General features: G+C 64.7%; 19 protein-coding genes. 12 read left to right on the top strand and 7 right to left on the bottom strand.

What is annotated here, in order from left to right:
• Positions 1-55 precede the first annotated feature (55 nt).
• Positions 56-499: a universal stress protein gene (locus tag ACODS9_RS24645; RefSeq protein WP_046856401.1), complete on the bottom strand. Its 444-nt coding sequence runs from the start codon at positions 497-499 to the stop codon at positions 56-58.
• 110 nt (positions 500-609) lie between these two features.
• Between ACODS9_RS24645 and ACODS9_RS24650 the strand changes: the two genes are divergently transcribed.
• From ACODS9_RS24650 to ACODS9_RS24680, 7 genes are all read left to right on the top strand, one after another.
• Positions 610-1,047, top strand: coding sequence for a hypothetical protein (locus ACODS9_RS24650; RefSeq protein ID WP_401105730.1), 438 nt, complete (start codon positions 610-612; stop codon positions 1,045-1,047).
• A gap of 475 nt (positions 1,048-1,522) precedes the next feature.
• Positions 1,523-3,670 carry a fatty acid oxidation complex subunit alpha FadB gene (gene fadB, locus ACODS9_RS24655; RefSeq protein WP_489094980.1) on the top strand — a complete coding sequence of 716 codons (2,148 nt, stop codon included), beginning with the start codon at positions 1,523-1,525 and terminating at the stop codon, positions 3,668-3,670.
• A gap of 30 nt (positions 3,671-3,700) precedes the next feature.
• Complete coding sequence (fadA, locus tag ACODS9_RS24660; protein ID WP_023629457.1) at positions 3,701-4,876, top strand: acetyl-CoA C-acyltransferase FadA; 1,176 nt, start codon at positions 3,701-3,703, stop codon at positions 4,874-4,876.
• A 78-nt stretch (positions 4,877-4,954) separates the two neighbouring features.
• Complete coding sequence (locus ACODS9_RS24665; RefSeq protein ID WP_050704830.1) at positions 4,955-5,206, top strand: DUF1653 domain-containing protein; 252 nt, start codon at positions 4,955-4,957, stop codon at positions 5,204-5,206.
• 100 nt (positions 5,207-5,306) lie between these two features.
• Complete coding sequence (topA, locus tag ACODS9_RS24670) at positions 5,307-7,916, top strand: type I DNA topoisomerase (RefSeq protein WP_489094981.1); 2,610 nt, start codon at positions 5,307-5,309, stop codon at positions 7,914-7,916.
• Between the two features lie 109 nt (positions 7,917-8,025).
• Positions 8,026-8,547, top strand: a complete 522-nt coding sequence (locus ACODS9_RS24675) for a DUF6586 family protein (RefSeq protein WP_023630869.1) — start codon at positions 8,026-8,028, stop codon at positions 8,545-8,547.
• A 51-nt stretch (positions 8,548-8,598) separates the two neighbouring features.
• Positions 8,599-8,832: a hypothetical protein gene (locus ACODS9_RS24680; RefSeq protein ID WP_023630868.1), complete on the top strand. Its 234-nt coding sequence runs from the start codon at positions 8,599-8,601 to the stop codon at positions 8,830-8,832.
• A gap of 51 nt (positions 8,833-8,883) precedes the next feature.
• Here ACODS9_RS24680 and sulA read toward each other — a convergent pair whose 3' ends face one another.
• Both sulA and lexA read right to left on the bottom strand, forming a co-directional pair.
• Positions 8,884-9,360: an SOS-induced cell division inhibitor SulA gene (gene sulA / locus ACODS9_RS24685; protein WP_104444211.1), complete on the bottom strand. Its 477-nt coding sequence runs from the start codon at positions 9,358-9,360 to the stop codon at positions 8,884-8,886.
• 13 nt (positions 9,361-9,373) lie between these two features.
• Entirely contained in the window at positions 9,374-9,982 is a 609-nt protein-coding gene (gene lexA / locus ACODS9_RS24690; protein ID WP_023632613.1) for a transcriptional repressor LexA, read from the bottom strand.
• 209 nt (positions 9,983-10,191) lie between these two features.
• Here lexA and ACODS9_RS24695 point away from each other — a divergent pair, with 209 nt between their 5' ends.
• Together ACODS9_RS24695 and nagZ are read left to right on the top strand one after the other, a co-directional pair.
• The gene (locus ACODS9_RS24695) at positions 10,192-10,896 is read left to right on the top strand and encodes a TetR/AcrR family transcriptional regulator (RefSeq protein WP_046856397.1); all 705 of its coding nucleotides are present in this window, start codon (positions 10,192-10,194) and stop codon (positions 10,894-10,896) included.
• Between the two features lie 180 nt (positions 10,897-11,076).
• Positions 11,077-12,075, top strand: a complete 999-nt coding sequence (gene nagZ, locus ACODS9_RS24700) for a beta-N-acetylhexosaminidase (protein WP_172670930.1) — start codon at positions 11,077-11,079, stop codon at positions 12,073-12,075.
• Between the two features lie 68 nt (positions 12,076-12,143).
• Here nagZ and ACODS9_RS24705 read toward each other — a convergent pair whose 3' ends face one another.
• From ACODS9_RS24705 to mfd, 3 genes are read right to left on the bottom strand one after another with little or no spacing between them, the layout of a single operon-like run.
• On the bottom strand, positions 12,144-15,458 hold the full coding sequence (locus tag ACODS9_RS24705) for a DEAD/DEAH box helicase (RefSeq protein ID WP_489094982.1): 3,315 nt from the start codon (positions 15,456-15,458) through the stop codon (positions 12,144-12,146).
• A 4-nt stretch (positions 15,459-15,462) separates the two neighbouring features.
• A complete protein-coding gene (locus tag ACODS9_RS24710; RefSeq protein ID WP_046856395.1) occupies positions 15,463-16,023 on the bottom strand; it encodes a CsiV family protein in 561 nt (186 codons plus the stop codon).
• Between the two features lie 9 nt (positions 16,024-16,032).
• Entirely contained in the window at positions 16,033-19,482 is a 3,450-nt protein-coding gene (gene mfd / locus ACODS9_RS24715) for a transcription-repair coupling factor (protein WP_489094983.1), read from the bottom strand.
• A gap of 167 nt (positions 19,483-19,649) precedes the next feature.
• Here mfd and ACODS9_RS24720 point away from each other — a divergent pair, with 167 nt between their 5' ends.
• From ACODS9_RS24720 to sthA, 3 genes are all read left to right on the top strand, one after another.
• Positions 19,650-21,113, top strand: a complete 1,464-nt coding sequence (locus tag ACODS9_RS24720; protein WP_046856393.1) for a glyceraldehyde-3-phosphate dehydrogenase — start codon at positions 19,650-19,652, stop codon at positions 21,111-21,113.
• 98 nt (positions 21,114-21,211) lie between these two features.
• Entirely contained in the window at positions 21,212-22,210 is a 999-nt protein-coding gene (locus ACODS9_RS24725) for an FAD:protein FMN transferase (RefSeq protein WP_489094984.1), read from the top strand.
• Between the two features lie 203 nt (positions 22,211-22,413).
• Positions 22,414-23,808 carry a Si-specific NAD(P)(+) transhydrogenase gene (gene sthA, locus ACODS9_RS24730; RefSeq protein WP_023631920.1) on the top strand — a complete coding sequence of 465 codons (1,395 nt, stop codon included), beginning with the start codon at positions 22,414-22,416 and terminating at the stop codon, positions 23,806-23,808.
• Positions 23,809-23,856: 48 nt separating this feature from the next.
• Here sthA and ACODS9_RS24735 read toward each other — a convergent pair whose 3' ends face one another.
• Entirely contained in the window at positions 23,857-24,573 is a 717-nt protein-coding gene (locus tag ACODS9_RS24735) for a glycerophosphodiester phosphodiesterase (protein ID WP_038705752.1), read from the bottom strand.
• Positions 24,574-24,578: the final 5 nt, after the last annotated feature.

Genomic DNA, 24,578 nt, shown 5'->3' on the forward strand with positions numbered 1-24,578 from the left:
ACGCAGCCCTGTTTGACGGGCTTTGTGGGAGCGGGCTTGCCCCGCGATGAAAGTATTACTCGGCCTTCTTCTGCAACCGCACCGCCAATACATCGCACGGCGCGCCGTGCAGCACGTCGTTGGCGGTGGAGCCCAGCAGCAGGGCCAGGCCGTGGCGGCCATGGCTGCCGACCACGATCAGGTCGCACTTCTGATCCTTGGCCAACTGGTGGATTTCCTGGCGCGGCTGGCCGTAGACCAGGTGCGAGTCGCCGCGATTGATATCCGGGTACTTGTTGTACAGGCGCTCCATGCGTTCCTTGGCCTGGTCGAACTGTTGCTGCTGCAACTGCGACAGGTCCATCGGCACGTCGCCGCCGAAGGCCATGGCCATGGGCTCGACGATATGCACCAGGGAGACCTTGGCGCCGCTGGCCAGGGCGATGGCCTTGGCCCGCTTGATCACCGGGTCGCATTCTTCGGTCAGGTCGACGGCGACCAGAAGATGTTCATAGGACATGTGCAGTACTCCTGACAATCGCGATAGTAGAAGTATGGTCGCTTTCGCGCGGATCTTCCGTGAAACCTGACTAACCCGCTCATTTGCAACGCTTTATAAGGTCTACAGATATGACGGTATGGCTGGTGGTGTCAATCCTTGCGCTGATTCTCAGCCCGTTGGCCTGGTTGCGCCCCTCGCGCAAACAGAGCGAGCAGATGAGCCTGCGCCTGGAGGGGCGGCGCATGGGGCTGGCCATGCAACTGGCGCCGCAACAGTGGCCGCACTGGCTGGTAAACGAGCCGCCAAGCCCCTGCCCGCAGTACCACCGGGCGCGGCGCAAAGGGCGCGCGGACAGCTGGTGCTACTGGCAGATCACCCCGGGCGTGTGGTGGAACCAGTGGCGCGAGCCCTGCGAGGATCAGCGCCTGGCCGACGCCTTCGCCCGCCTGCCGGCAACGGTCTACAAGGTCGAGGCCGACAGTCGCATGATTGCTCTGTACTGGAGCGAGCGGGGCGACAAATCTGTTTTGCAGGATATTGCCCAGACCCTCGAAACCCTCGCCTGAACCCATGTGACGCAAAACGGCGCACAGGAGCAAACATGCTCCTGTGCGCCGTTTTGCGTTTGTGCGTGCAAGCACAGGGCCAGGCAGGCCGGAAATACTTTCAATCAGTCGCAGTGTAGCCATCCTGGCCGGATGCGTTTAGAAAAAAGCACGTGTGCCGTCGGGGGTGGCCTATCGCTGACATGAATGGAGGGCGATCACTGTCATCATGTTTCGTACCCGGAGGGTAGAAGATGACTGGAAAGTCGCGTTTTCACGGCCTTCGCGAGTATTTGACAACGCGGTTCTTTTCGGGGAATGTGTGCACACCCAAGTCAAACGGGCGTATGAATTGAGCGTTTGTATGTCAGACGGCTCTTACAGAATCCCGATTAGCGCGTCGACGGGTGTGCCTGGGGTGAGGGACCGGTAGACCGGCTCTCGCTGCCAGCGATCGACGTGTACTGTTCAGCTTCCATATCGTGGAGATCAGTTGATGATTTACGAAGGTAAAGCCATCACGGTTAAGGCTCTTGAAAGCGGCATCGTCGAACTGAAGTTCGACCTCAAGGGTGAGTCCGTCAACAAGTTCAACCGTCTCACTCTGAACGAGCTGCGTCAGGCCGTGGACGTGATCAAGGCCGATGCCTCGGTCAAGGGCGTGATCGTCAGCAGTGGCAAGGACGTGTTCATCGTCGGCGCCGACATCACCGAGTTCGTCGACAACTTCAAGCTGCCCGAGGCCGAACTGGTCGCCGGCAACCTGGAAGCCAACCGCATTTTCAGTGACTTCGAAGACCTGCCGGTGCCGACCGTGGTCGCCATCAACGGCATCGCCCTGGGCGGCGGCCTGGAGATGTGCCTGGCCGCCGACTACCGGGTCATGGCCAGCAGCGCCAAGATCGGCCTGCCGGAAGTCAAGCTGGGCATCTACCCAGGCTTTGGCGGCACCGTGCGCCTGCCGCGCCTGATCGGCTCGGACAACGCCATCGAGTGGATCGCCTCCGGCAAGGAAAACCGCGCCGAGGACGCCCTGAAGGTCGGCGCCGTCGATGCCGTGGTCGCCCCTGAGCTGCTGCAGGCCGGTGCCCTGGACCTGGTCAAGCGCGCCATCAGCGGCGAGCTGGACTACAAGGCCAAGCGCCAGCCCAAGCTGGAAAAACTCAAGCTCAACGCCATCGAGCAGATGATGGCCTTCGAGACCGCCAAGGGCTTCGTTGCCGGCCAGGCTGGCCCGAACTACCCGGCGCCGGTCGAGGCCATCAAGACCATCCAGAAAGCCGCCAACTTCGGCCGTGACAAGGCACTGGAAGTCGAGGCAGCAGGCTTCGCCAAGCTGGCCAAGACCTCGGTCGCCGAGAGCCTGATCGGCCTGTTCCTGAACGACCAGGAGCTCAAGCGCAAGGCCAAGGCCCACGACGAGATCGCTCACGACGTGAAACAGGCCGCCGTGCTCGGCGCCGGTATCATGGGTGGCGGCATCGCCTACCAGTCGGCGGTCAAGGGCACCCCAATCCTGATGAAGGATATCCGCGAGGAAGCCATCCAGCTCGGCCTGAACGAGGCCTCCAAGCTGCTCGGCAAGCGCGTCGAGAAGGGGCGCCTGACCCCGGCCAAGATGGCCGAGGCCCTCAACGCCATTCGCCCGACCCTGTCCTACGGTGACTTCGGCAATGTCGACATCATCGTCGAGGCCGTGGTCGAGAACCCGAAGGTCAAGCAAGCCGTGCTGGCTGAAGTGGAAGGCCAGGTGAAAGAGGATGCGATCCTCGCCTCCAACACCTCGACCATCTCCATCAACCTGCTGGCCAAGGCGCTCAAGCGTCCGGAAAACTTCGTCGGCATGCACTTCTTCAACCCGGTGCACATGATGCCGCTGGTGGAAGTCATCCGTGGCGAGAAGTCCAGCGACGTGGCCGTGGCCACCACCGTGGCCTACGCCAAGAAGATGGGCAAGAACCCGATCGTGGTCAACGACTGCCCGGGCTTCCTGGTCAACCGCGTGCTGTTCCCGTACTTCGGCGGCTTCGCCAAGCTGGTCAGCGCTGGCGTCGACTTCGTGCGCATCGACAAGGTGATGGAGAAGTTCGGCTGGCCGATGGGCCCGGCCTACCTGATGGACGTGGTCGGCATCGACACCGGCCACCACGGCCGCGACGTGATGGCCGAAGGCTTCCCGGACCGCATGAAGGACGATCGTCGCTCCGCCGTCGACGCCCTGTACGAAGCCAACCGCCTGGGCCAGAAGAACGGCAAGGGCTTCTACGCCTACGAGACCGACAAGCGCGGCAAGCCGAAGAAAGTCGCCGATGCCAGCGTGCTCGACGTGCTCAAGCCGGTCATCTTCGAGCAGCGTGAAGTCACCGACGAAGACATCATCAACTGGATGATGGTGCCGCTGTGCCTGGAAACCGTGCGCTGCCTTGAAGACGGCATTGTCGCCACCGCCGCCGAAGCCGACATGGGCCTGGTCTATGGCATCGGTTTCCCTCCGTTCCGCGGTGGCGCGCTGCGCTACATCGATTCGATCGGGGTCGCCGAGTTCGTCGCACTGGCCGACAAGTACGCCGACCTGGGGCCGCTGTACCACCCCACTGCGAAGCTGCGCGAAATGGCCAAGAACGGCCAGCGCTTCTTCAACTGAGCGCCCACGAGCTAGAGCGAGAATATTGATATGAGCCTGAATCCAAGAGACGTGGTGATTGTCGACTTCGGTCGCACGCCGATGGGCCGCTCCAAGGGTGGCATGCACCGCAACACCCGTGCCGAAGACATGTCCGCGCACCTGATCAGCAAGCTGCTGGAGCGCAACGACAAGGTCGACCCGAAGGAAGTCGAGGACGTGATCTGGGGCTGTGTCAACCAGACCCTGGAGCAGGGCTGGAACATCGCCCGCATGGCCTCGCTGATGACCCAGATCCCGCACACCTCCGCCGCGCAAACCGTCAGCCGCCTGTGCGGCTCGTCGATGAGCGCGCTGCACACCGCCGCCCAGGCGATCATGACCGGCAACGGCGACGTGTTCGTCATCGGTGGTGTCGAGCACATGGGCCACGTCAGCATGATGCATGGCGTCGACCCCAACCCGCACCTGTCCTTGCACGCTGCCAAGGCTTCCGGGATGATGGGCCTGACCGCCGAGATGCTGGGCAAGATGCACGGCATCACCCGTGAGCAACAGGATCTGTTCGGTGTGCGTTCGCACCAGCTCGCCCACAAGGCGACGGTCGAAGGCAAGTTCAAGGACGAGATCATCCCGATGCAGGGTTACGACGAGAACGGCTTCCTGAAGGTCTTCGACTACGACGAGACCATTCGCCCGGAAACCACCCTCGAAGGCCTGGCGTCGCTCAAACCGGCGTTCAACCCGAAAGGTGGCACCGTCACCGCGGGCACCTCGTCGCAGATCACCGACGGCGCCTCGTGCATGATCGTCATGTCCGGCCAGCGCGCCATGGACCTGGGGATCCAGCCACTGGCGGTCATCCGTTCGATGGCGGTCGCCGGTGTGGATCCGGCGATCATGGGCTACGGCCCGGTCCCGTCGACGCAGAAAGCCCTCAAGCGCGCTGGTCTGACCATCGCCGACATCGACTTCTTCGAGCTCAACGAAGCTTTCGCCGCACAGGCCCTGCCGGTGCTGAAAGATCTGAAAGTGCTCGACAAGATGAATGAGAAGGTTAACCTGCACGGCGGCGCTATCGCCCTGGGTCACCCGTTCGGTTGCTCGGGGGCGCGGATTTCCGGCACCCTGCTCAACGTCATGAAGCAGAATGGCGGGACCCTGGGCGTCGCCACCATGTGTGTCGGCCTGGGCCAAGGCATCACCACTGTCTTCGAACGCGTCTGATCGCGGCGCAGGACAGCAGCCGGGGCCATGTGCCCCGGCTTTTGTTTTTTACAGGATTTGTTCAAGAGGGCGAGCGACATGCAGATACAACCTGGTGTGTACCGGCATTACAAAGGCCCTGAGTACCGTGTTTTCAGCGCTGCGCGACACTCCGAGAGCGAGGAGTGGATGGTGTTCTACCAGTGCCTGTATGGTGACTACAGCTTCTGGGTCAGGCCACTTTCGATGTTCCAGGAGTCCGTCGAGGTTGACGGCGAGCAGGTGCCACGCTTTGCTTTGGTCAAGGCCGAAGAGGGCCTTGGTGAGCGGCTGGGCAAGGCGCACGAGTGATAGACCGCGCTTGACCTCACTCTTTTGCCACTATATATAGCGGTGCCGCGTCCGGCACCTGACGCGTTTTTCATCTTCAGATTCAGGAATACTCCGATCCATGGGCAAATCGCTGGTCATTGTGGAATCCCCGGCCAAGGCCAAGACCATCAACAAGTACCTGGGCAGCCAGTACGTGGTGAAGTCGAGTATCGGCCACATCCGTGACCTTCCCACCAGCGGTTCCGCCAGTGCGAGCAAGGAACCGGCGGCCAAGCGCGGCAAGGCCGCGGCCGAGGCTCCGGCCTTGTCGCCGAAGGAGAAGGCGCGCCGCACCCTGGTCGCACGCATGGGCGTCGACCCCGAGGCGGGCTGGAAGGCCAAGTACGAGATCCTTCCCGGCAAGGAGAAGGTCATCGAGGAACTGCGCCGCCTGGCCAAGGATGCCGACACCATCTATCTCGCAACCGACTTGGATCGCGAGGGGGAAGCCATCGCCTGGCACCTGCGCGAGGCCATCGGCGGCGATGACAGCCGCTACAAGCGCGTGGTGTTCAACGAGATCACCAAGAAAGCCATCCAGGAAGCCTTCTCCCAGCCGGGCGAGCTCGATATCGATCGGGTCAATGCCCAGCAGGCGCGGCGTTTCCTCGACCGCGTGGTCGGCTACATGGTCTCGCCGCTGCTGTGGGCGAAGATCGCCCGTGGCCTGTCCGCCGGCCGCGTGCAGTCGGTAGCAGTGAAGCTGGTGGTCGAGCGCGAGCGCGAGATCCGTGCCTTCAACCCGGAAGAATACTGGGAAGTCCACGCCGACCTGGGCACTGCCAAGAACGCCAAGGTGCGCTTCGAAGTGGCCCGCGAGAAGGGCGAGGCATTCAAGCCGCTCAACGAAGCCCAGGCCATGGCCGCGCTGGAGAAGCTCAAGGCCTCCAGCTACAGCGTGAGCAAGCGCGAAGATCGGCCGACCAGCAGCAAGCCTTCGGCACCGTTCATTACCTCCACCCTGCAGCAGGCCGCAAGCAACCGCCTGGGCTTTGGGGTGAAAAAGACCATGATGATGGCCCAGCGTCTTTACGAAGCCGGCTACATCACCTACATGCGTACCGACTCGACCAACCTGTCGACCGACGCCGTCGAAATGGCCCGCAGCTACATCGAGAAGGAGTTCGGCAAGCAGTACCTGCCTGCCGCGCCCATCGTCTATGGCAGCAAGGAAGGGGCTCAGGAGGCGCACGAAGCGATCCGCCCGTCCGACGTCAGCACCCATCCGACCAAGCTCAGTGGCATGGAGCGTGACGCCGAGCGCCTGTACGAGCTGATCTGGCGCCAGTTCCTGGCTTGCCAGATGCCGCCGGCGCAGTACCTGTCCACCAGCGTCACCGTGGTGGCGGGTGAGTTCGAGCTGCGCGCCAAGGGCCGTATCCTCAAGTTTGATGGTTACACCCGTGTCCTGCCGCAGCAGAGCAAGTCGGGCGAAGACGACGTGCTGCCGGAAATGGCCCAGGGTGAAGCGCTCAAGCTGATCCAGCTCGATCCCAGCCAGCACTTCACCAAGCCGCCAGCGCGCTTCACCGAAGCCAGCCTGGTCAAGGAAATGGAAAAGCGCGGTATCGGCCGCCCATCCACCTATGCGGCGATCATTTCCACCATCCAGGATCGCGGCTACGTCACGCTGCACAACCGCCGCTTCTATTCCGAGAAGATGGGCGACATCGTCACCGAGCGCCTGTCCGAGAGCTTCGCCAACCTGATGGACTACGGCTTCACCGCCGGCATGGAGGAGAACCTCGACGACGTGGCCCAGGGCGAGCGTGACTGGAAGAACGTCCTCGACGAGTTCTATGGCGACTTCAACAAGAAGTTGCAGACCGCCGAGTCCAGCGAGCACGGCATGCGTGCCAACCAGCCGACCCTGACCAACATTCCGTGCAAGGAATGTGGCCGGCCGATGATGATCCGTACCGCGTCCACCGGCGTGTTCCTCGGCTGCTCGGGTTACAGCCTGCCGCCGAAGGAGCGTTGCAAGGCGACGGTCAACCTGGTGCCGGGCGACGAAATCGCCGCCGACGACGAGGGCGAGTCCGAGTCGCTGGTGCTGCGCGGCAAGCACCGCTGCCCTATCTGTTCGACGGCGATGGATGCCTACCTGCTCGACGAGAAGCGCAAGCTGCACATCTGCGGTAACAACCCGGATTGCGCCGGCTACGAAATCGAGGAAGGCAACTACCGCATCAAGGGCTACGAAGGCCCGAGCCTGGAATGCGACAAGTGCGGCAGCGAAATGCAGCTCAAGACCGGCCGTTTCGGCAAGTTCTTCGGCTGCACCAACCCAAGCTGCAAGAACACCCGCAAGCTGCTCAAGAGCGGCGAGGCGGCGCCACCGAAGATGGACAAGGTGGACATGCCGGAGCTCAAGTGCGAGAAGGTCGACGATACCTACGTGCTGCGTGACGGCGCCTCGGGCTTGTTCCTGGCTGCCAGCCAGTTCCCGAAAAACCGCGAAACCCGTGCGCCGCTGGTGCTGGAGATCGTCCCGCACAAGCACGAGATCGATCCGAAGTATCACTTCCTCTGCGAAGCGCCACAGAAGGACCCGGAAGGGCGCCCAACGGTGATCCGCTACAGCCGCAAGACCAAGGAGCAGTACGTGCAGTCCGAGGTTGACGGCAAGCCTACCGGCTGGAAGGCGTTCTACGACGGCAAGGCGTGGAAGGTCGAAGACAAGCGCTGATCTGAAGGCGTGACTGGGGCCGCTCCGCGCCCCAGTCATTTGATGACAAGCAAAGCGCAATCCCTGAAACTGCAGGCAATCGCCTTGCAGCCTTCAGGAGTCAGTCGAAATGGCCCAGGAACTCTACACCCGCACCAACCAGAAACTGTTCTTCGCCGGCCTCGCGCTGGAGTCCATGGCCAAGGCCGCGGACAGCCAGGCGCTGAATGCCCAGGGGCTGCTCCAGGCTGAGCGCGAGTCGGCGCTGTTCCACCTGTATGGCGCGCTGCTTGGGCTGTGCCACGAGATCGCCGGCTTCTACCGCCTGCCCCAGGCCTCGGCGGCACGGGCGGAATTGCTGTTCAGCGACGAGGTGCTGCAGAGCGTGGCGATCCCGGAAATGGCCGAGCTGCTGGAGCTGGCCCGCCAGCCGGAAACCTGGCTGGCGCGTCTGCTGGCGGCTTATGCCGATTTGTTCCGACCACCGGTCGCGAAGAAAACCGTCAAGGGTGACGTTACCCAGCCGCTGATCCAGGCCGTCAATCTGGACGAGCCTGAGCCGGCCGAGCTTTCCCGGGAGGAGTTGGAGGCCTGGCGGCAGAACCTGAAAAGCCTGGTGAGACGATTCCGCGATGCGCTGAGTGAGTGCTGAGCGCTTCCATGGCTGGTACACTAATGGCCTTTCGTGAAAAGCAGGCCCTTTATGTCAACGTCCTTTCTAGAAATTGTCGAGTTGCCTGATGGCCGGATCGAGCTGCGCCGCGCCGAAGATGAAGGCTCCCTGGTAACCCTGGATTTCTCCGAGGATGCCAAGGCATTCCTGCAAGGACAGCATGTGGAAGTGGCCAAGGCCATGCTCAGCGTCGGCGTGCAAATGGCCGGCCGCCTGGTTGAGGGCGACTTCGAGCGTGAAGAGGGGCCGCGCGTCCTTCACTGAGCCACGGTAGCGGCCCAGGGTTTCAAGCGTTTGACAGGCAAAGCCTGAACATCAGCCGAGGCGGATGTTCAGGCTTTGTGCGTTTCCGCTGGCCGCTGCGCGCTGCAGCTGTTGGCGGGCGTTGCTGTTGATGGTGCCCAGCCAGCTGACCACGGTATGGCTGTGCCCCAGGCGTAGCGCCTCGCAGGCCAGTTGCAGGGCCGTCTGCCTGCCGCCGGGTTGCAGCAACAGGATGCGTTCGCGGTTCAGGCCAGCATCACGCAGCCAGGCCTGGGTGAGGCTGCTGGGTGGGGCGATGAGCGTCAGCCAGCGGCTGTCGTCTTCTTCGCTGAGTTCGCGCAGGATCGGCGCCAGCAGGCTCTGGCAGTGCCCTGGCGCGCCGCGCAGGGCCAGCTCGCTGAACAGCTCTGGCTGGCTGCTCTTGCGCGGCGCCTCGCTGGGCTTGAGACCTGGCAGCACCGGCTGGGCAAGGAAGGCCTCGAACAGCGGCAACTGGGCTTGCTGGGGTGCATGGGTGAACGGCTGCATGAGGCCTCCTGGTTCAGCGGCGCAGGACGCCGACGCTCAAGCCCTCGATCACCAGCTCCTGTTCCTTCAGGTCGACTTCGATGGGGGCGAATTCGGGGTTCTCGGCGATCAGCCAGACCTTGCTGCCTTCACGCTTGAAGCGCTTGACGGTCACTTCGTCGCCGATACGGGCTACCACCACCTGGCCGTTGCGGGCTTCGCGGGTGGTGTGCACGGCGAGCAGGTCGCCGTCGAAGATGCCGATGTCCTTCATGCTCATGCCGTGCACCCGCAGCAGGTAATCGGCGCGCGGATGGAAGAAGGCCGGGTTGATGCTGCAGGAATCCTCGATGTGCTGCTCGGCGAGGATCGGTGCACCGGCGGCGACGCGGCCGATGATGGGCAGGCCGCTGTCCTCCTGCTTGGGCTCGAGGCCAGGGATGCGAATACCGCGGGAAGCGCCAGGGGTCATCTCGATGGCGCCCTTGCGGGCCAGGGCTTTCAGGTGCTCCTCGGCGGCGTTGGGCGACTTGAAGCCCAGCTCCTGCGCGATTTCGGCGCGGGTCGGCGGGAAGCCGTTGTCTTCGAGGCAGCGTTTGATGAAAGCCAGAATCTCGGCTTGGCGTGGCGTCAGTTTCAGCATGGGCGAGGGCTCTGTCTTTATATACAGTGACTGGAATTATATACAGTGGCTGGCAAGCTGCAAGCACCCTTGCCGCACAACCGCTGCAAAGCGTGCGCATTCAATGCCTTGTGGCTGTGTTTAAATGAGCGACCACCCAGTCACTGAGCCTTGACATAATCAGGCTTGAAACGTATGTTTCAAACAACTGTTTGTCAGGCGGAGTAGTCATGGCCCAATCGGAAACCGTTGAGCGCATCCTCGATGCGGCGGAGCAGCTGTTCGCGGAGCGCGGGTTCGCGGAAACCTCATTGCGGCTGATCACCAGCAAGGCCGGGGTCAACCTGGCGGCGGTGAACTACCATTTCGGTTCGAAGAAAGCCCTGATCCAGGCGGTCTTTTCCCGCTTCCTGGGCCCGTTCTGCGCCAGCCTGGAGCGTGAGCTCGACCGCCACCAGGCGCGCCCCGAGCAGAAGGCCTCGCTCGAGGAACTGCTGGAAATGCTGGTGGAGCAGGCCCTGGTCGTGCAACCACGCAGCAACAACGACCTGTCGATCTTCATGCGCCTGCTGGGCCTGGCCTTCAGCCAGAGCCAGGGGCACCTGCGCCGTTACCTGGAAGACATGTACGGCAAGGTATTCCGCCGCTACATGCTGCTGGTCAACGAGGCCGCGCCGCGCATTCCGCCACTGGAGCTGTTCTGGCGCGTGCACTTCATGCTCGGCGCCGCGGCGTTCAGCATGTCGGGTATCAAGGCCCTGCGCGCCATCGCCGAAACCGACTTCGGCATCAACACCTCGATCGAGCAGGTGATGCGCCTGATGGTGCCGTTCCTGGCCGCCGGCATGCGTGCCGACAGCGGTGTCACCGACCAGGCCATGGCCGCGGCGCAATTGCGCCCACGCAGCAAGTCCGGCGCGCCCGCCAAGGCCTGAGCACTGGGCGGGGCAGGGCGCTTGCGCTAAGCTAGCGCCCATGCCTGAACTCGCCCCCGCCGCAATTCCCGTCAGTACGGCAACTTCGCCACTGAACCATCGGACACCGCGTTGTCCGATGTGTGCGTGCGTCTGCGCGACCTCCGGATCTCCAATGAAGGATTCCCAATGACTGCCAGCCTGCAAGGCTCCCTGATGGTGGATATCGCCGGTAAATGGCTGACCGCCGAAGACCGCCATCTGCTGCGCCAGCCCGAAGTGGCCGGCCTGATCATCTTTGCCCGCAACATCGACAGCCCGCGCCAGGTGCGCGAGTTGTGCGCCTCGATCCGCGCCATCCGTCCCGAGCTGATCCTCGCCGTGGACCAGGAAGGCGGGCGGGTCCAGCGCCTGCGCCAGGGCTTCGTGCGCCTGCCGGCCATGCGCGCCATCGCCGACAACGCCAATGCCGAATACCTGGCCGAGCAGTGCGGCTGGCTGATGGCCACCGAGGTGCTGGCGGTAGGCCTGGACCTGAGCTTTGCTCCGGTGCTGGACCTCGACCATCAGCGCAGTGCCGTGGTCGGCAGCCGCGCCTTCGAAGGCAATCCGCAGCGGGCTACCGAACTGGCCGGCGCCTTCATCCGTGGCATGAATGCCGCGGGCATGGCCGCCTGTGGCAAGCATTTCCCCGGTCACGGCTGGGCCGAGGCCGATTCCCATGTGGCGATCCCGGTCGATGAGCGCAGCCTGGAACAGCTGCGCGCGGCCGACCTGGTGCCGTTCACCCGCCTGAGCGGCCAGTTGGCGGCGGTCATGCCGGCCCACGTGATCTACCCGCAGGTCGACAACCAGCCGGCCGGCTTCTCCCGGCGCTGGCTGCAGGACATCCTGCGCGGCGAGCTGGGCTTCGACGGGGTGATCTTCAGCGATGACCTGTCCATGGCCGGCGCCCACGTGGTGGGCGATGCCGCCAGCCGCATCGAGGCCGCACTGAGCGCGGGCTGCGACATGGGCCTGGTGTGCAATGACCGGGCATCGGCCGAGCTGGCGCTGAGCGCAGCGCAGCGCATGAAGGTCAAGCCGTCGCCGCGGATTGCACGGATGCGCGGGCAGGGCTTTGCGCGTACCGATTACCGCCAGCAGCCGCGTTGGCTGGAGGCGCTGGGGGCGTTGAAGGAAGCTCAGTTGGTCGATTGACCTCGCTGGCCTCGTCCCGGGCAAGCCCGCTGCCACGCCCCCCCTGAGGGTTCGTGGCAGCGGGCTTTTTACTTGCTTCGTTTGCCCGGCAGTGGCGCGAACAGCGCCTCGATCTCTTCATCCCCCAACCGCCATTGCCCGGCCTGCCCGCCATCGAGCAGCCCGGCTGCCAGTGCCGCCTTCTCTTGCTGCAATTGCTGGATCTTCTCTTCCACCGTTCCCCGGGTGATCAGCTTGAACACGAACACCGGCTTGTCCTGGCCGATGCGGTAGGCGCGGTCGGTGGCCTGGTTTTCACTGGCCGGGTTCCACCACGGGTCGTAGTGGATCACGGTGTCGGCGGCGGTCAGGTTAAGCCCCGTGCCGCCGGCCTTGAGGCTGATCAGGAATACCTCGCTGTCGCCATTCTGGAACTGCTGCACGGGGGCGCGACGGTCGCGGGTATCGCCGGTCAGCAGGCTGTAGCGGATGCCGCGCTTCTCCAGCTCGAACTCGATCAGTGCCAGCATCGAGGTGAACTGCGAGAACAGCAGCACCTTGCGCCCCTCGCTGAGCAACTCCTCGAGCATCTCCAGCAGGCTGCCCAGCTTGCCCTTGTCGGCGAACGAACCCTTGGCCTCGGTACCCTTGACCAGGCGCAGGTCGCAGCACACCTGGCGCAACTTGAGCAGTGCATCGAGGATGACGATCTGGCTGCGCGCGGCGCCGTTGCGGGCGATCTCGTCGCGGACCTTCTTGTCCATTGCCACCCGCAGCGCCTCGTAGGTGTCGCGTTGGGCGTCGCTGAGCTCGACCCAGTGGATCATCTCGGTCTTGGCCGGCAGCTCGGTGGCCACCTGTTCCTTGGTGCGGCGCAGCAGGAACGGGCGGATGCGGCTGGCCAGATGGGCCATGCGCTCAGCGTCGCCGTGGCGCTCGATCGGGGTACGGTAGTCCTGGGTGAAGCGCTTGCTGTCGCCCAGCCAGCCGGGCATCAGGAAGTGGAAGATCGACCATAGCTCGCCGAGGTTGTTCTCCATCGGCGTGCCGGTCAGGCACAGGCGCTGGTTGGCCTGCAGCTCGCGCACGGCCTGGGCGGCCTTGCTGGTGCTGCTCTTGATGTTCTGCGCCTCGTCCAGCACCAGCAGATGCCAGGGCTGCGCCTTGAGTGGCTCCAGGTCGCGGGGGACGAGGGCGTAGGTGGTCAGCACCAGGTCATGGTCGGCCAGGTTGGCGAAGTGCTTGTTGCGGCCCGGGCCATGCAAGGCCAGCACGCGCAGGCCGGGGGCGAAGCGCCGGGCTTCGTCGAGCCAGTTGGGCACCAGGCTGGTGGGCATCACCGCCAGCGCCGGATGTACCAGTCGCCCGCTTTCCTTCTCCAGCAGCAGGTGGGCCAGGGTCTGCAGGGTCTTGCCCAGGCCCATGTCGTCGCCGAGGATGCCGCCGGTGCCCATTTCGCGCAGGGCTTGCAGCCAGTTCAGGCCTTGCTGCTGGTAGGGGCGCAATGTGGCGTTCAGGTCTTTGGGCGGCGCCACCTGCAGGTCGCGGGCGTCGCGCAGGCGCCGGCCCAGGTCGCGCACATGGCTGCCACCTTCCCATTGCAGCGGCAGGTGGTCGATGTCGTTGAGGCGCGCGGCATCGGTGCGGTCCAGGCGCAGGCTCGGGCCCACGGCGTCGTCGTGCAGGTACAGTTCGCCCAGGGTGCCCATCACCGCCTTGATACGCCCGTAGGGCAGGGCGACCCGCAACGCCGGGCCGTCATGGCGGGTGCGGTTGAGGTCGATCAGCAGGTGCTCGTCGTCATTGCGCCGCGCCAGTTCGCTGGGCCGCAGCAGTTCCGGGCTGGTGCGCAGCAGTTGCAGGACAATCGGCAGCAGGCTGTGGCGCTGGCCGTCGACCACGATACCCAGTTCGAGGTCGAACCATTCGTGGCCTGGCGCTTCCTCGATGGTCGCATACCAGTCGTCGACCTCGTGCAGGTTGAAGGCGAAGTCGCGGTGCACGTCGATCACCCAGCCCGCCTCGCGCAGGCGCGGCAGGCCCTCGCGGGCGAAGCGCAGCCAGGCTTCGTCGTCGGGCAACTGGTACATTTCGCCGGCACTGTCGGGCAGGGCCTTGCTCTGGCGTGTGGCCACCTTGAAGCCGTGGTCGCGCAGGGCCTTGCGCAGGGCATGCTCGGCCTGTGGCTGGCGCTGGATGCGCTGGCTGGTGGTGCCCACCAGGCGGCTGAGTGACTTGTCGTCGCTGCCGCTGGCACGCAGGCCGTCGTAGTCGAACGCCAGCGCGGCGCGGTGCTGCATCTGGCGTTGCATGCGCCCGGTCTTGGGCGTGTAGGCGCTGAATTCGAGGCTGCCGAGGGTCAGGTGCGGGGTTGGCTCGATACCGTCGAGCTGTTCTTCCTGCACGGCGGTGGGGGTCGGCAGGCGATGGTTGAGCGCGTTGAGCTTGTGGCTGAGAGGCACGATAAGGTGTTCCGGTACATCGGGGGCAAGGGACAGCTGCAGGGCGGTATGCGGGTCCAGGTCGTGGCTGACGGTACCGACTTCCTTGGTATCGATATCGAAATAGAACAGCGGTATCAGCGGCAGTATGCAATTGAGCGGCTGCTCGCCGCAGTACCACATGCCTCGGTAGTCACCGTTGTCCAGGCGAACCCAGCGGAACTGTGCCCGGCGTTCTGCGCCCTGTTGCAGCAGCGGCAGCCCTTCGATGAACATCAGGCGCCCGGTGTCCAGCACCCGCTGCAGCAACTCGCCGCCTTCATGCCCCTTGAGCGTGTAGCCGCGTTCCTGGCCGTAGGGCGCGTTCTGCGCGGAGAGCTGGCGCAGGATGCGCAGGTCTTCCTCCTTGACATACTTTGGCGGCTCGTAAAGCAATTCGTATAACGAATGGATGCGGCTGTAGCGGATGCCGTGCTCTTCTCGAGTACCCTTGCGCACGCGCAGCGCGCAGCTGCTGTGGTCATCGACGAGCATCAACTCGTAACAGACCATGCGCCCGCGCCGGTCTTCAGCGCCGTCTGGCCTGGGGCTGGGCTGCTCCAGGCCTTGCAGCCAATGCTGCAGGTGATGAGGCAGTTGCTCGCCGCTGGCCGCACCGCGCCCGTAGCTGCTGGCCAGGGTGTAGAGCGCGGCGGCGCAGTGCTTGCAGTTCTCTCCGACCGGGCAGGAGCAGTTGCCGCGCACGTGGCATTGCCCGGATGGCCCTGTGGTGATGATGATCCGCTGGCGGTAGACATTGCCGCCGCTGCCGCGGCAGGTGGACTCGATGCGTGAATCGCCGTGGGACTGGATCTGCACCAGGCCCTGTTCGGCGTAGCGCTCGCCACGTTGCAGGGTGGCCGCGGAAAAATCGCGCTTCCAGCTCGGATTCTCGGCTGCCAGCTTCTGCACATCGGCGTTCACGGTTTCACTGCTCCATCATTTCCGGGTCGGGCAGCGGCATCTTGCGCATGCCGGCCGGTGAAACCTTGAGCAGCACGGCCAGGTGGCCGCCATCGAGGAAGGTCAGCTGGCCGGCCTTCATGTTGCTGTTGCTCTGCTTGAACTGCTCGCTGCGCAGCACGCTGCCATTGCTGTCGAGCTGGTTGACCCAAAGGTTGGCGTCCACGGCGATGAAGCGGCTTTCCTGGATGCTCAGGTTGCCCTCGATCGGGAAGTGGCCGAACTGTTCGTCACCGGCACTCAGGGCAACGGTTTCGCCATCCTGCTGCCAGGCCTTGTGCAGCAGCACGGTGTAGTCGGCGGTGGCCTGCAGGCGGGTGACTTCGTCACCCAGGCCGGTCGGGCGCTCGGCGCCTTTTTCCAGGCGCGGCGCGCCGGCGCTCCAGTCTTCCGGGGCGAACGGGCTGGTGATCGCCGGCACGGCGTTCTGCCGCACCAGGATCATTTCCACCTGGTAGGGGCCTGCGGCGAAGGCAGCTGGCGCAAGCAGGGCCAGCAGCAGGGTCAGGCAACGGATGGCACGCATGAAGCTTCCTTATGGATTTTGTGGGGTGAGGCGCTCGAACAGCGCTTCCAGGGTGTTGAAACGTTCTTCGGGGCGTTCCATCGGCACCAGGAAGCGGAACTGGGTCGCGCCTTCGAACTTGTAGCGTTTGGGCTGGCCCTGGATCAGCTTGATCAGGGTCAGCGGGTCGACCGGGGTTTCGGCCTCGAACTCGAGCTTGCCGCCGTTGGGGCCGGCATCGACTTTCTTGATGCCGAGCTTTTCCGCCTGCAGCTTGAGCAGGGTCAGGCGCATCAGGTTCTTGGTCGGCTCCGGCAGCAGGCCGAAGCGGTCGATCATCTCCACCTGCAGGTCCTTGAGGCCCTCTTCGTCGGCCGCCGAGGCGATGCGCTTGTAGAGGATCAGGCGCGCATGCACGTCGGGCAGGTAGTCCTCGGGGATCAGCGCCGGCAGGCGCAGGTTGATCTCCGGGCCGCCGCCCAGCGGCTGTTCGAGGTTAGGTTGGGTGCCCTTGCGGATGGCCTTGACCGCGCGTTCGAGCATCTCCATGTACAGGGTGAAGCCGACCGCCTGGATCTGCCCGCTCTGGCCTTCGCCGAGCAGTTCGCCGGCGCCGCGGATCTCCAGGTCGTTGGTGGCCAGGACGAAGCCCGCGCCCAGGTCCTGGGTGTTGGCGATGGCTTCGAGGCGTTTCTCGGCGTCGGCGCTGATCTGCTGGCGCGGTGGCGTCAGCAGGTAGGCATAGGCCTGGTGGTGGCTGCGCCCGACCCGGCCACGCAACTGGTGCAATTGCGCCAGGCCGAACTTGTCGGCGCGCTCGATGACGATGGTGTTGGCGCTCGGTACGTCGATACCGGTCTCGATGATGGTCGAGGCGATCAGCACGTTGAAGCGCTTGTGGTAGAAGTCGCTCATCACCTGCTCGAGCTCGCGTTCGCGCATCTGCCCATGGCCGATACCGATACGTGCCTCGGGCACCAGCTCGGCCAGCTCGGCGGCGCACTTCTCGATGCTCTTCACATCGTTGTGCAGGTAGTACACCTGGCCGCCGCGCAGCAGTTCGCGCAGCAGCGCTTCCTTCACCGTGCTCTTGTTCTGCTCCATGACGAAGGTGCGCACCGACAGGCGCCGCGCCGGGGGCGTGGCGATGATCGACAGGTCGCGCATGCCCGACACCGCCATGTTCAGCGTGCGCGGAATCGGCGTGGCGGTCAGGGTGAGGATGTCCACCTCGCTGCGCAGCGCCTTGAGCTGTTCCTTCTGGCGCACGCCGAAGCGGTGTTCCTCGTCGATGATGGCCAGGCCCAGGTCCTTGAAACGCACATCGTCCTGCAGCAGCTTGTGGGTGCCGATGAGGATGTCGATCTTGCCCTCGGCCAGCTCCGCGGCAGCGCTTGCGACTTCCTTGGCCGACTTGAAGCGGCTCATCACCTCGACCTTTACCGGCCAGTCGGCGAAGCGGTCGCGGAAGCTGTTGTAGTGCTGCTGGGCGAGCAGGGTGGTGGGCACCAGCACCGCCACCTGGCGGCCGCTGTGCACGGCGATGAAGGCGGCGCGCATGGCCACTTCGGTCTTGCCGAAGCCGACGTCGCCGCACACCAGGCGGTCCATGGGCTGGCCGGCGAGCATGTCGGCGCGCACGGCTTCGATGGCGGTCTGCTGGTCGGGGGTTTCCTCGAACGGGAAGCCGGCGCTGAAGGTGGCGTAGTCGGCGGCCGGGTCGGCGAAGGCGTAGCCTTTGCGCGCGGCGCGGCGGGCATAGATATCGAGCAGCTCGGCGGCGACGTCGCGCACCTGCTCGGCGGCCTTGCGCTTGGCTTTCTGCCAGGCTTCGGAACCCAGCCGGTGCAGTGGGGCCAGGGCGTCGTCGCTGCCGGTGTAGCGGGCGATCAGGTGCAGGTTGGCCACCGGCACGTAGAGCTTGGCGCCCTCGGCGTATTCGAGGGTGAGGAACTCGGCGGCCTGGCCGTCGATTTCCAGGGTGGCCAGGCCCAGGTAGCGGCCCACGCCATGGTCGATGTGCACCACCGGCGCGCCTTCGCGCAGCTCGGTGAGGTTCTTGATCACCGCGTCGTTGGCCGCCTCGCCACGTTTCTCGCGGCGCCTGCGCTGCATCACGCGCTGGCCGAACAGCGGGCTTTCCGCTACCAGGGCAATGGCCGGGTCGTCCAGCAACAGGCCGTCGTCCAGGGGGGCGATGGTGATCGCCAGGCGTTCGCCGCCGGTGACGAAGTCGGCCCAGCCGTCGACGGTCTGCGGGCGCAGCTTGAGGCGTTCGAGCAGCTCCAGCAGCACTTCGCGCCGGCCCGCGGACTCGGCGGTGAACAGCACGCGGCCGCTGAACTGGTCGAGGAAGTTGGCCAGTTCCGCCAGCGGCTGGTGGGCCTTGGCCTCGATGGCCAGGTTGGGCAGGGCGCGGGCGGGGAAGCGCTCGCGCCCCGCGCCGGCGTCGAGGTCCTCGGCGCTGACCACCACCCGTGGCCATTGCTTGAGGCGGGCGAAGCAATCCTCCACCGGCAGGAACAGTTCCGCCGGCGGCAGCAGTGGCCGGGTCATGTCGCCGCGGCGCTCTTCATAGCGCCCGCGCACATCGTTCCAGAAGTGTTCGGCGGCCTGTTCCACGCCCGGCAGCGAGAACACCTGGGTGTCGGCCGGCAGATAGTCGAACAGGGTGGCGGTTTCTTCGAAGAACAGCGGCAGGTAGTACTCGATGCCGGCGGGGATGATGCCGCTGGTGAGGTCCTGGAAGATCGCGCTGCGGCGGAAGTCGACGTCGAAGCGTTCACGGAAGCGCGCCTTGAAGCGCGTCACCTCGTCCTTCTGCATGGGGAACTCGCGCGCCGGCAACAGGCGGATCGAGTCGACCTTGTCGATCGAGCGCTGGCTCTCCGGGTCGAAGGTACGCAGGGTCTCGATCTCGTCGTCGAACAGGTCGATGCGGTACGGCTGCTTGCTGCCCATGGGGAACAGGTCGATCAGCGCGCCGCGCACGGCGAACTCGCCGTGCTCGTAGACCGTGTCGACGCAGCGGTAGCCGCTGGCTTCCAGGCGCGCGCGCATCTGCTCGACGTCGATCTTCTGGCCCACGTCCAGCACCAGGCTGCTGCCCAGCAGGAAGCGCGTGGGGGCCAGGCGGTGCAGGGCGGTGGTGATCGGCACGACGAGGATGCCGTGGTCCAGCTCCGGCAGCCGGTAGAGGCTGGCGATACGCTGGGAGATGATGTCCTGGTGCGGCGAGAACAGGTCGTAGGGCAGGGTTTCCCAGTCGGGGAAAGGCAGTACCGGCAGATCTGGCGCGAAGAAGCGCAGCTCCTGCTCCAGGCGGTCGGCCGCCTGGCTGTCGGCGGTCAGCAGCAAGGTGAAGCGACCGGCGGTACTGGCAGCCTCGGCGACGGCCAGGCTCAAGGCCGCGCCGGGCAGGTTGCCCCAGGTTTGTTTGCCGGCCGTGGCCGACATTTGCGGTAGGCGCAGAACTGACACGGGAGATCGGACTCCAAGCGTTGCGGCAAAGAGGTCGATTGTACCGGTGACGAGGCGCGCTGTCAGGTTCGAAAGGGCTTGGCGACGGGGGTTGGCGCCGGCGACAGGCGCTCATTGCCCGATACGCCGCGGGGCGTCATAATGTAGCCCCTTTTTTGTTCCCCTACATGTGGAAGGTTACCGTGACTCAGAAGCCCGACCAGTGTCTTGGTGAGTGGATCGATCGTGAAGCCCTGGCTGAAGCGATGATCCCGCTTATCGGTCAGCTCTACCGCAACAACAACGTGGTGAGCTCGATCTATGGCCGCAGCCTGATCAACCGTTCGGTTATCTCGATCCTCAAAGCCCACCGCTTTGCCCGTCACCGTCAGACCGACGAGACCGAGCTGTCCGTCCACGAGACATTCCCCCTGCTCAAGGCCATGAGCGAGCTGAAGCTGGGCGCCGCCTCGGTGGACCTGGGCAAGCTGGCCAACAAGTTCAAGGTCGAAGGCAATGGCCGCAGCGCCGAGCAGTTCGTCCGTGACGAACTGGCCGACGTCGTGGGTCAGCAGAACGCTTCCGCACGCAAGGGCACCGACGTCGTGCTGTACGGCTTCGGCCGCATCGGCCGCCTGCTGGCGCGTATCCTGATCGAGAAGACCGGTGGCGGCGACGGCCTGCGCCTGCGCGCCATCGTCGTGCGCAAGGGCGCCGAGAACGACCTGGTCAAGCGCGCCAGCCTGCTGCGTCGCGACTCGGTGCACGGTCCGTTCGACGGCACCATCGTCATCGATGAAGCCAACAACACCATCACCGCCAACGGCAACCTGATCCAGGTGATCTACGCCAAGAGCCCGAGCGAAGTCGACTACACCCAGTACGGCATCAACGATGCGCTGATCGTCGACAACACCGGTGTCTGGCGTGACGCCGACGGCCTCGGCCAGCACCTGGCCTGCCCGGGCGCCGCCCGCGTGATCCTCACCGCACCTGGCAAGGGCGCGCTGAAGAACATCGTGCACGGCATCAACCACGGCGACATCAGCGCCGACGACAAGATCATCTCGGCGGCGTCCTGCACCACCAACGCCATCGTGCCGGTGCTCAAGGCCATCAACGACCAGTACGGCATCGTCAACGGCCACGTCGAAACCGTTCACTCGTTCACCAACGACCAGAACCTGATCGACAACTTCCACAAGGGCAGCCGCCGTGGCCGCGCCGCGCCGCTGAACATGGTCATCACCGAGACCGGTGCCGCCACTGCCGCCGCCAAGGCGCTGCCAGTGCTCAAGGGCAAGCTGACCGGTAACGCGATCCGTGTTCCGACGCCGAACGTTTCGATGGCCATTCTCAACCTGAACCTCGAGAAAGCCACCAACCGCGAAGAGCTGAACGAGTACCTGCGCCAGACCGCCATGCACTCCGAGCTGCACAAGCAGATCGACTACGTCAGTTCCCAGGAAGTGGTATCGACCGACTTCGTCGGTTCGCGCCACGCCGGTGTGGTCGACGCCGAGGCGACCATCTGCAACGACAACCGTGTTGTCCTGTACGTCTGGTACGACAACGAATTCGGTTACAGCTGCCAGGTGGTGCGCGTGATGGAAGACATGGCCGGTGTGAACCCGCCAGCGTTTCCACGCTGATCCGCTTGTAATGCGTTGAGAAAACGGGAACCTTCGGGTTCCCGTTTTTTTTCGCCTGGCCTCAGCGTGGGGCAGTCCTGACACTTGAGATCTAAAGATTGCGTGCGCTTTTAATCTTCATCCTCATCCTGATGTCCGCCTGCAAGCCAACCCCGACCCTCGAGCGTTTCGGCGGCCCGACCATGGGCAGCAGCTACAGCATCCAGTACGTGCGCCAGCCCGGCGGCCCGGCGCCGGAGCAGGTGCAGGCGGCGGTCGAAAGCGTCCTGCAGGCCATCGACGCGCATTACTCCACCTACCGCGGCGACTCCATCGTCAGCCGTTTCAACCTGTTGCCGGCCAACCAGTGCCTGCCCATCGATGCCGACATGCAGGAACTGGTTACTTTCGGCCAGCACCTGGCCGAACAGAGCCAGGGTGCCTTTGACCTTACCGTCGAACCGCTACTCGACCTCTGGGGCTTCGGCCCGCAGGCCCGCGAAATGCAGGTGCCGGAGCCGCAGGCGCTGGCCAGGGCGCGCCTGCGTGTGGGTTACCGCCACCTGCGCCTCGAGGGCGAGGCCCTGTGCAAGGACGCCGCCATCGAGCTGGATTTCAACAGCATCGCCGCTGGCCACGCCGTCGACCTGATCGCCCAGCGCCTGCGCGCCATGGGCATCGACAACTTCCTCGCCGAGGCCACCGGTGAGCTCAAGGCCGTGGGCCGCAAGCCCGACGGCAGTGCCTGGCGGGTAGCGCTGGAGCTGCCGCGCGAGGATCGCCAGATCGCCCGCCAGGTCATCGACGTGCAGGACTTGGCCGTATCGACCTCGGGTGACTATCGGCATTATTTCGAGGACAATGGCCGGCTCTATTCGCACACCTTCGATGCCCGTCTCGGGCGCCCGGTCGCCCACGACCTGGCGGCGGTGACGGTGCTCGACGCCTCGGCGCTGCTGGCCGACGGCTACTCGACCCTGCTGTTGATCCTCGGGCCGCAGCAAGGCTGGGATTTCGCCATCGCCCACGGTATCGCCGCGGTGCTGGTGACCCGGGTCGAGGGTGGTTTCGTCTCCCGTTCCACGCCGGCCTTCGAGCGGCGGGTGAAAGGCGAGTGAAAGGCAAGCCACGGATGATCGAAGCCAGGGAAACGGTGAAACGACATGTAGTGCAGGCAATAATGGCCTACGACGCGACCAAGGGTTAATGTGCGCGGCGTTCACGCTTGATTAGACTGCACCCGAATTTTCTCATGGCGCCCCGGCGACATGATCGCGCCCCGCGGCCATCCGGCCGGCGGGCCAGTTCTGAAGGAGTACGCATGGCTGTCTACAACTACGACGTAGTGGTGCTGGGTTCCGGCCCGGCCGGTGAGGGCGCGGCAATGAACGCCGCCAAAGCAGGGCGCAAGGTGGCCATGGTCGACAGCCGTCGCCAGGTCGGTGGCAACTGCACCCACCTGGGCACCATCCCGTCCAAGGCACTGCGTCACTCCGTGCGGCAGATCATGCAGTTCAACACCAACCCGATGTTCCGCGCCATCGGCGAGCCGCGCTGGTTCTCCTTCCCCGACGTGCTCAAGAGCGCCGAGAAGGTCATCAGCAAGCAGGTCGCCTCGCGCACCGGCTACTACGCGCGCAACCGCGTCGATGTGTTCGTCGGCACCGGCAGCTTCGCCGACGAGCAGACCGTCGAAGTGGTCTGCCCCAACGGCGTGGTCGAGAAGCTCAACGCCAAGCACATCATCATCGCCACCGGCTCGCGCCCGTACCGTCCGGCCGACATCGACTTCCACCACCCGCGCGTCTATGACAGCGACACCATCCTCAGCCTCAGCCATACCCCGCGCAAGCTGATCGTCTACGGCGCCGGGGTGATCGGTTGCGAATACGCCTCGATCTTCAGCGGCCTGGGTGTGCTGGTGGAACTGGTCGACAACCGCGGCCAGCTGTTGAGCTTCCTGGATTCGGAGATTTCCCAGGCGCTGAGCTACCACTTCAGCAACAACAACATCACCGTGCGCCACAACGAGGAGTACGACCGTGTCGAAGGCCTGGACAACGGGGTGATCCTGCACCTGAAGTCGGGCAAGAAGATCAAGGCCGACGCCTTGCTGTGGTGCAACGGGCGTACCGGCAACACCGACAAGCTGGGCCTGGAGAACATCGGTATCAAGGTCAACAGCCGTGGCCAGATCGAGGTCGACGAGACCTACCGCACCAGCGTGCCGAACATCTACGGTGCCGGTGATGTGATCGGCTGGCCGAGCCTGGCCAGCGCCGCCCACGACCAGGGCCGCTCGGCGGCCGGCAGCATCGTCGACAACGGCAGCTGGCGCTTCGTCAACGACGTGCCGACCGGCATCTACACCATTCCGGAGATCAGCTCGATCGGCAAGAACGAGCAGGAGCTGACCCAGGCCAAGGTGCCCTACGAAGTGGGCAAGGCCTTCTTCAAGAGCATGGCCCGTGCGCAGATCGCCGGCGAGCCGCAAGGCATGCTGAAGATCCTGTTCCACCGCGAGACCCTGGAGGTCCTGGGTGTGCACTGCTTCGGCTACCAGGCCTCGGAGATCGTCCACATCGGCCAGGCGGTGATGAACCAGCCGGGCGAGCAGAACAACCTGAAATACTTCGTCAACACCACCTTCAACTACCCGACCATGGCCGAGGCCTATCGGGTAGCCGCCTATGATGGTCTGAACCGGCTTTTTTGAGCGGCTCCGACCGGTGGCCTGAGCCGGTCGGGGAGACCGATTTCAGCCCTACCCGAGGGTGGTCCTGGCCAAACCGGGAAAGTCTGTAATCAGGCTGTCCACGCCAAAATCAGCGAGCCGGCGCATCAGTGCCGGTTCGTTGACCGTCCACACCGACACGTGCAAACCCTGGCGCTGCGCCTTGATCAGGCGCTCGGGGGTGCACAGCGTCCAGTTCAATGCCAGCATCTCGCAGCCGTAGTTCTGCGCGACCTTCAACGGGTCGAGCCAGGCATACTCGGCGACCAGCCCGCGCTTCACGTCCGGCACCAGTTCCTGCGCGGCGCCGAGCACTTCCCGTGAGCTCGAGGTGATGGTCACCTTGTCCAGCAGGCCGTGCTGCAGGGCCAGTTCGCGGATCGCCAGCACCGTGCTGGCGGCGCGGGTGCGCGAGGCGCTCTTGACCTCCAGCTGCCAATGCTCGAACGGGCACTTCGCGAACAGTTCCTCGAGCCGTGGGATGGGGCAGGGCTGTACATGGCCCGGCCCGCCCTTGCGGGCATCGTAGGTCACTAGCTCGGCGGCGGTGTGCTCGACCACCTTGCCGCGCCGGCCGGTGGTGCGCTTGAGGGTCGGGTCGTGGATCACCATCAGCTCGTTGTCGGCCGACAGGTGCAGGTCGAGTTCGCAGCGGTCCACGCCATGGGACAGGCACTGGCGGAAACTCTGCAGGGTGTTCTCGGGTGCTTCGCCCTTGGCGCCGCGGTGGCCATAGATCAGGGTCACGTTCG

This window comes from Pseudomonas sp. FG36, assembly GCF_057809275.1.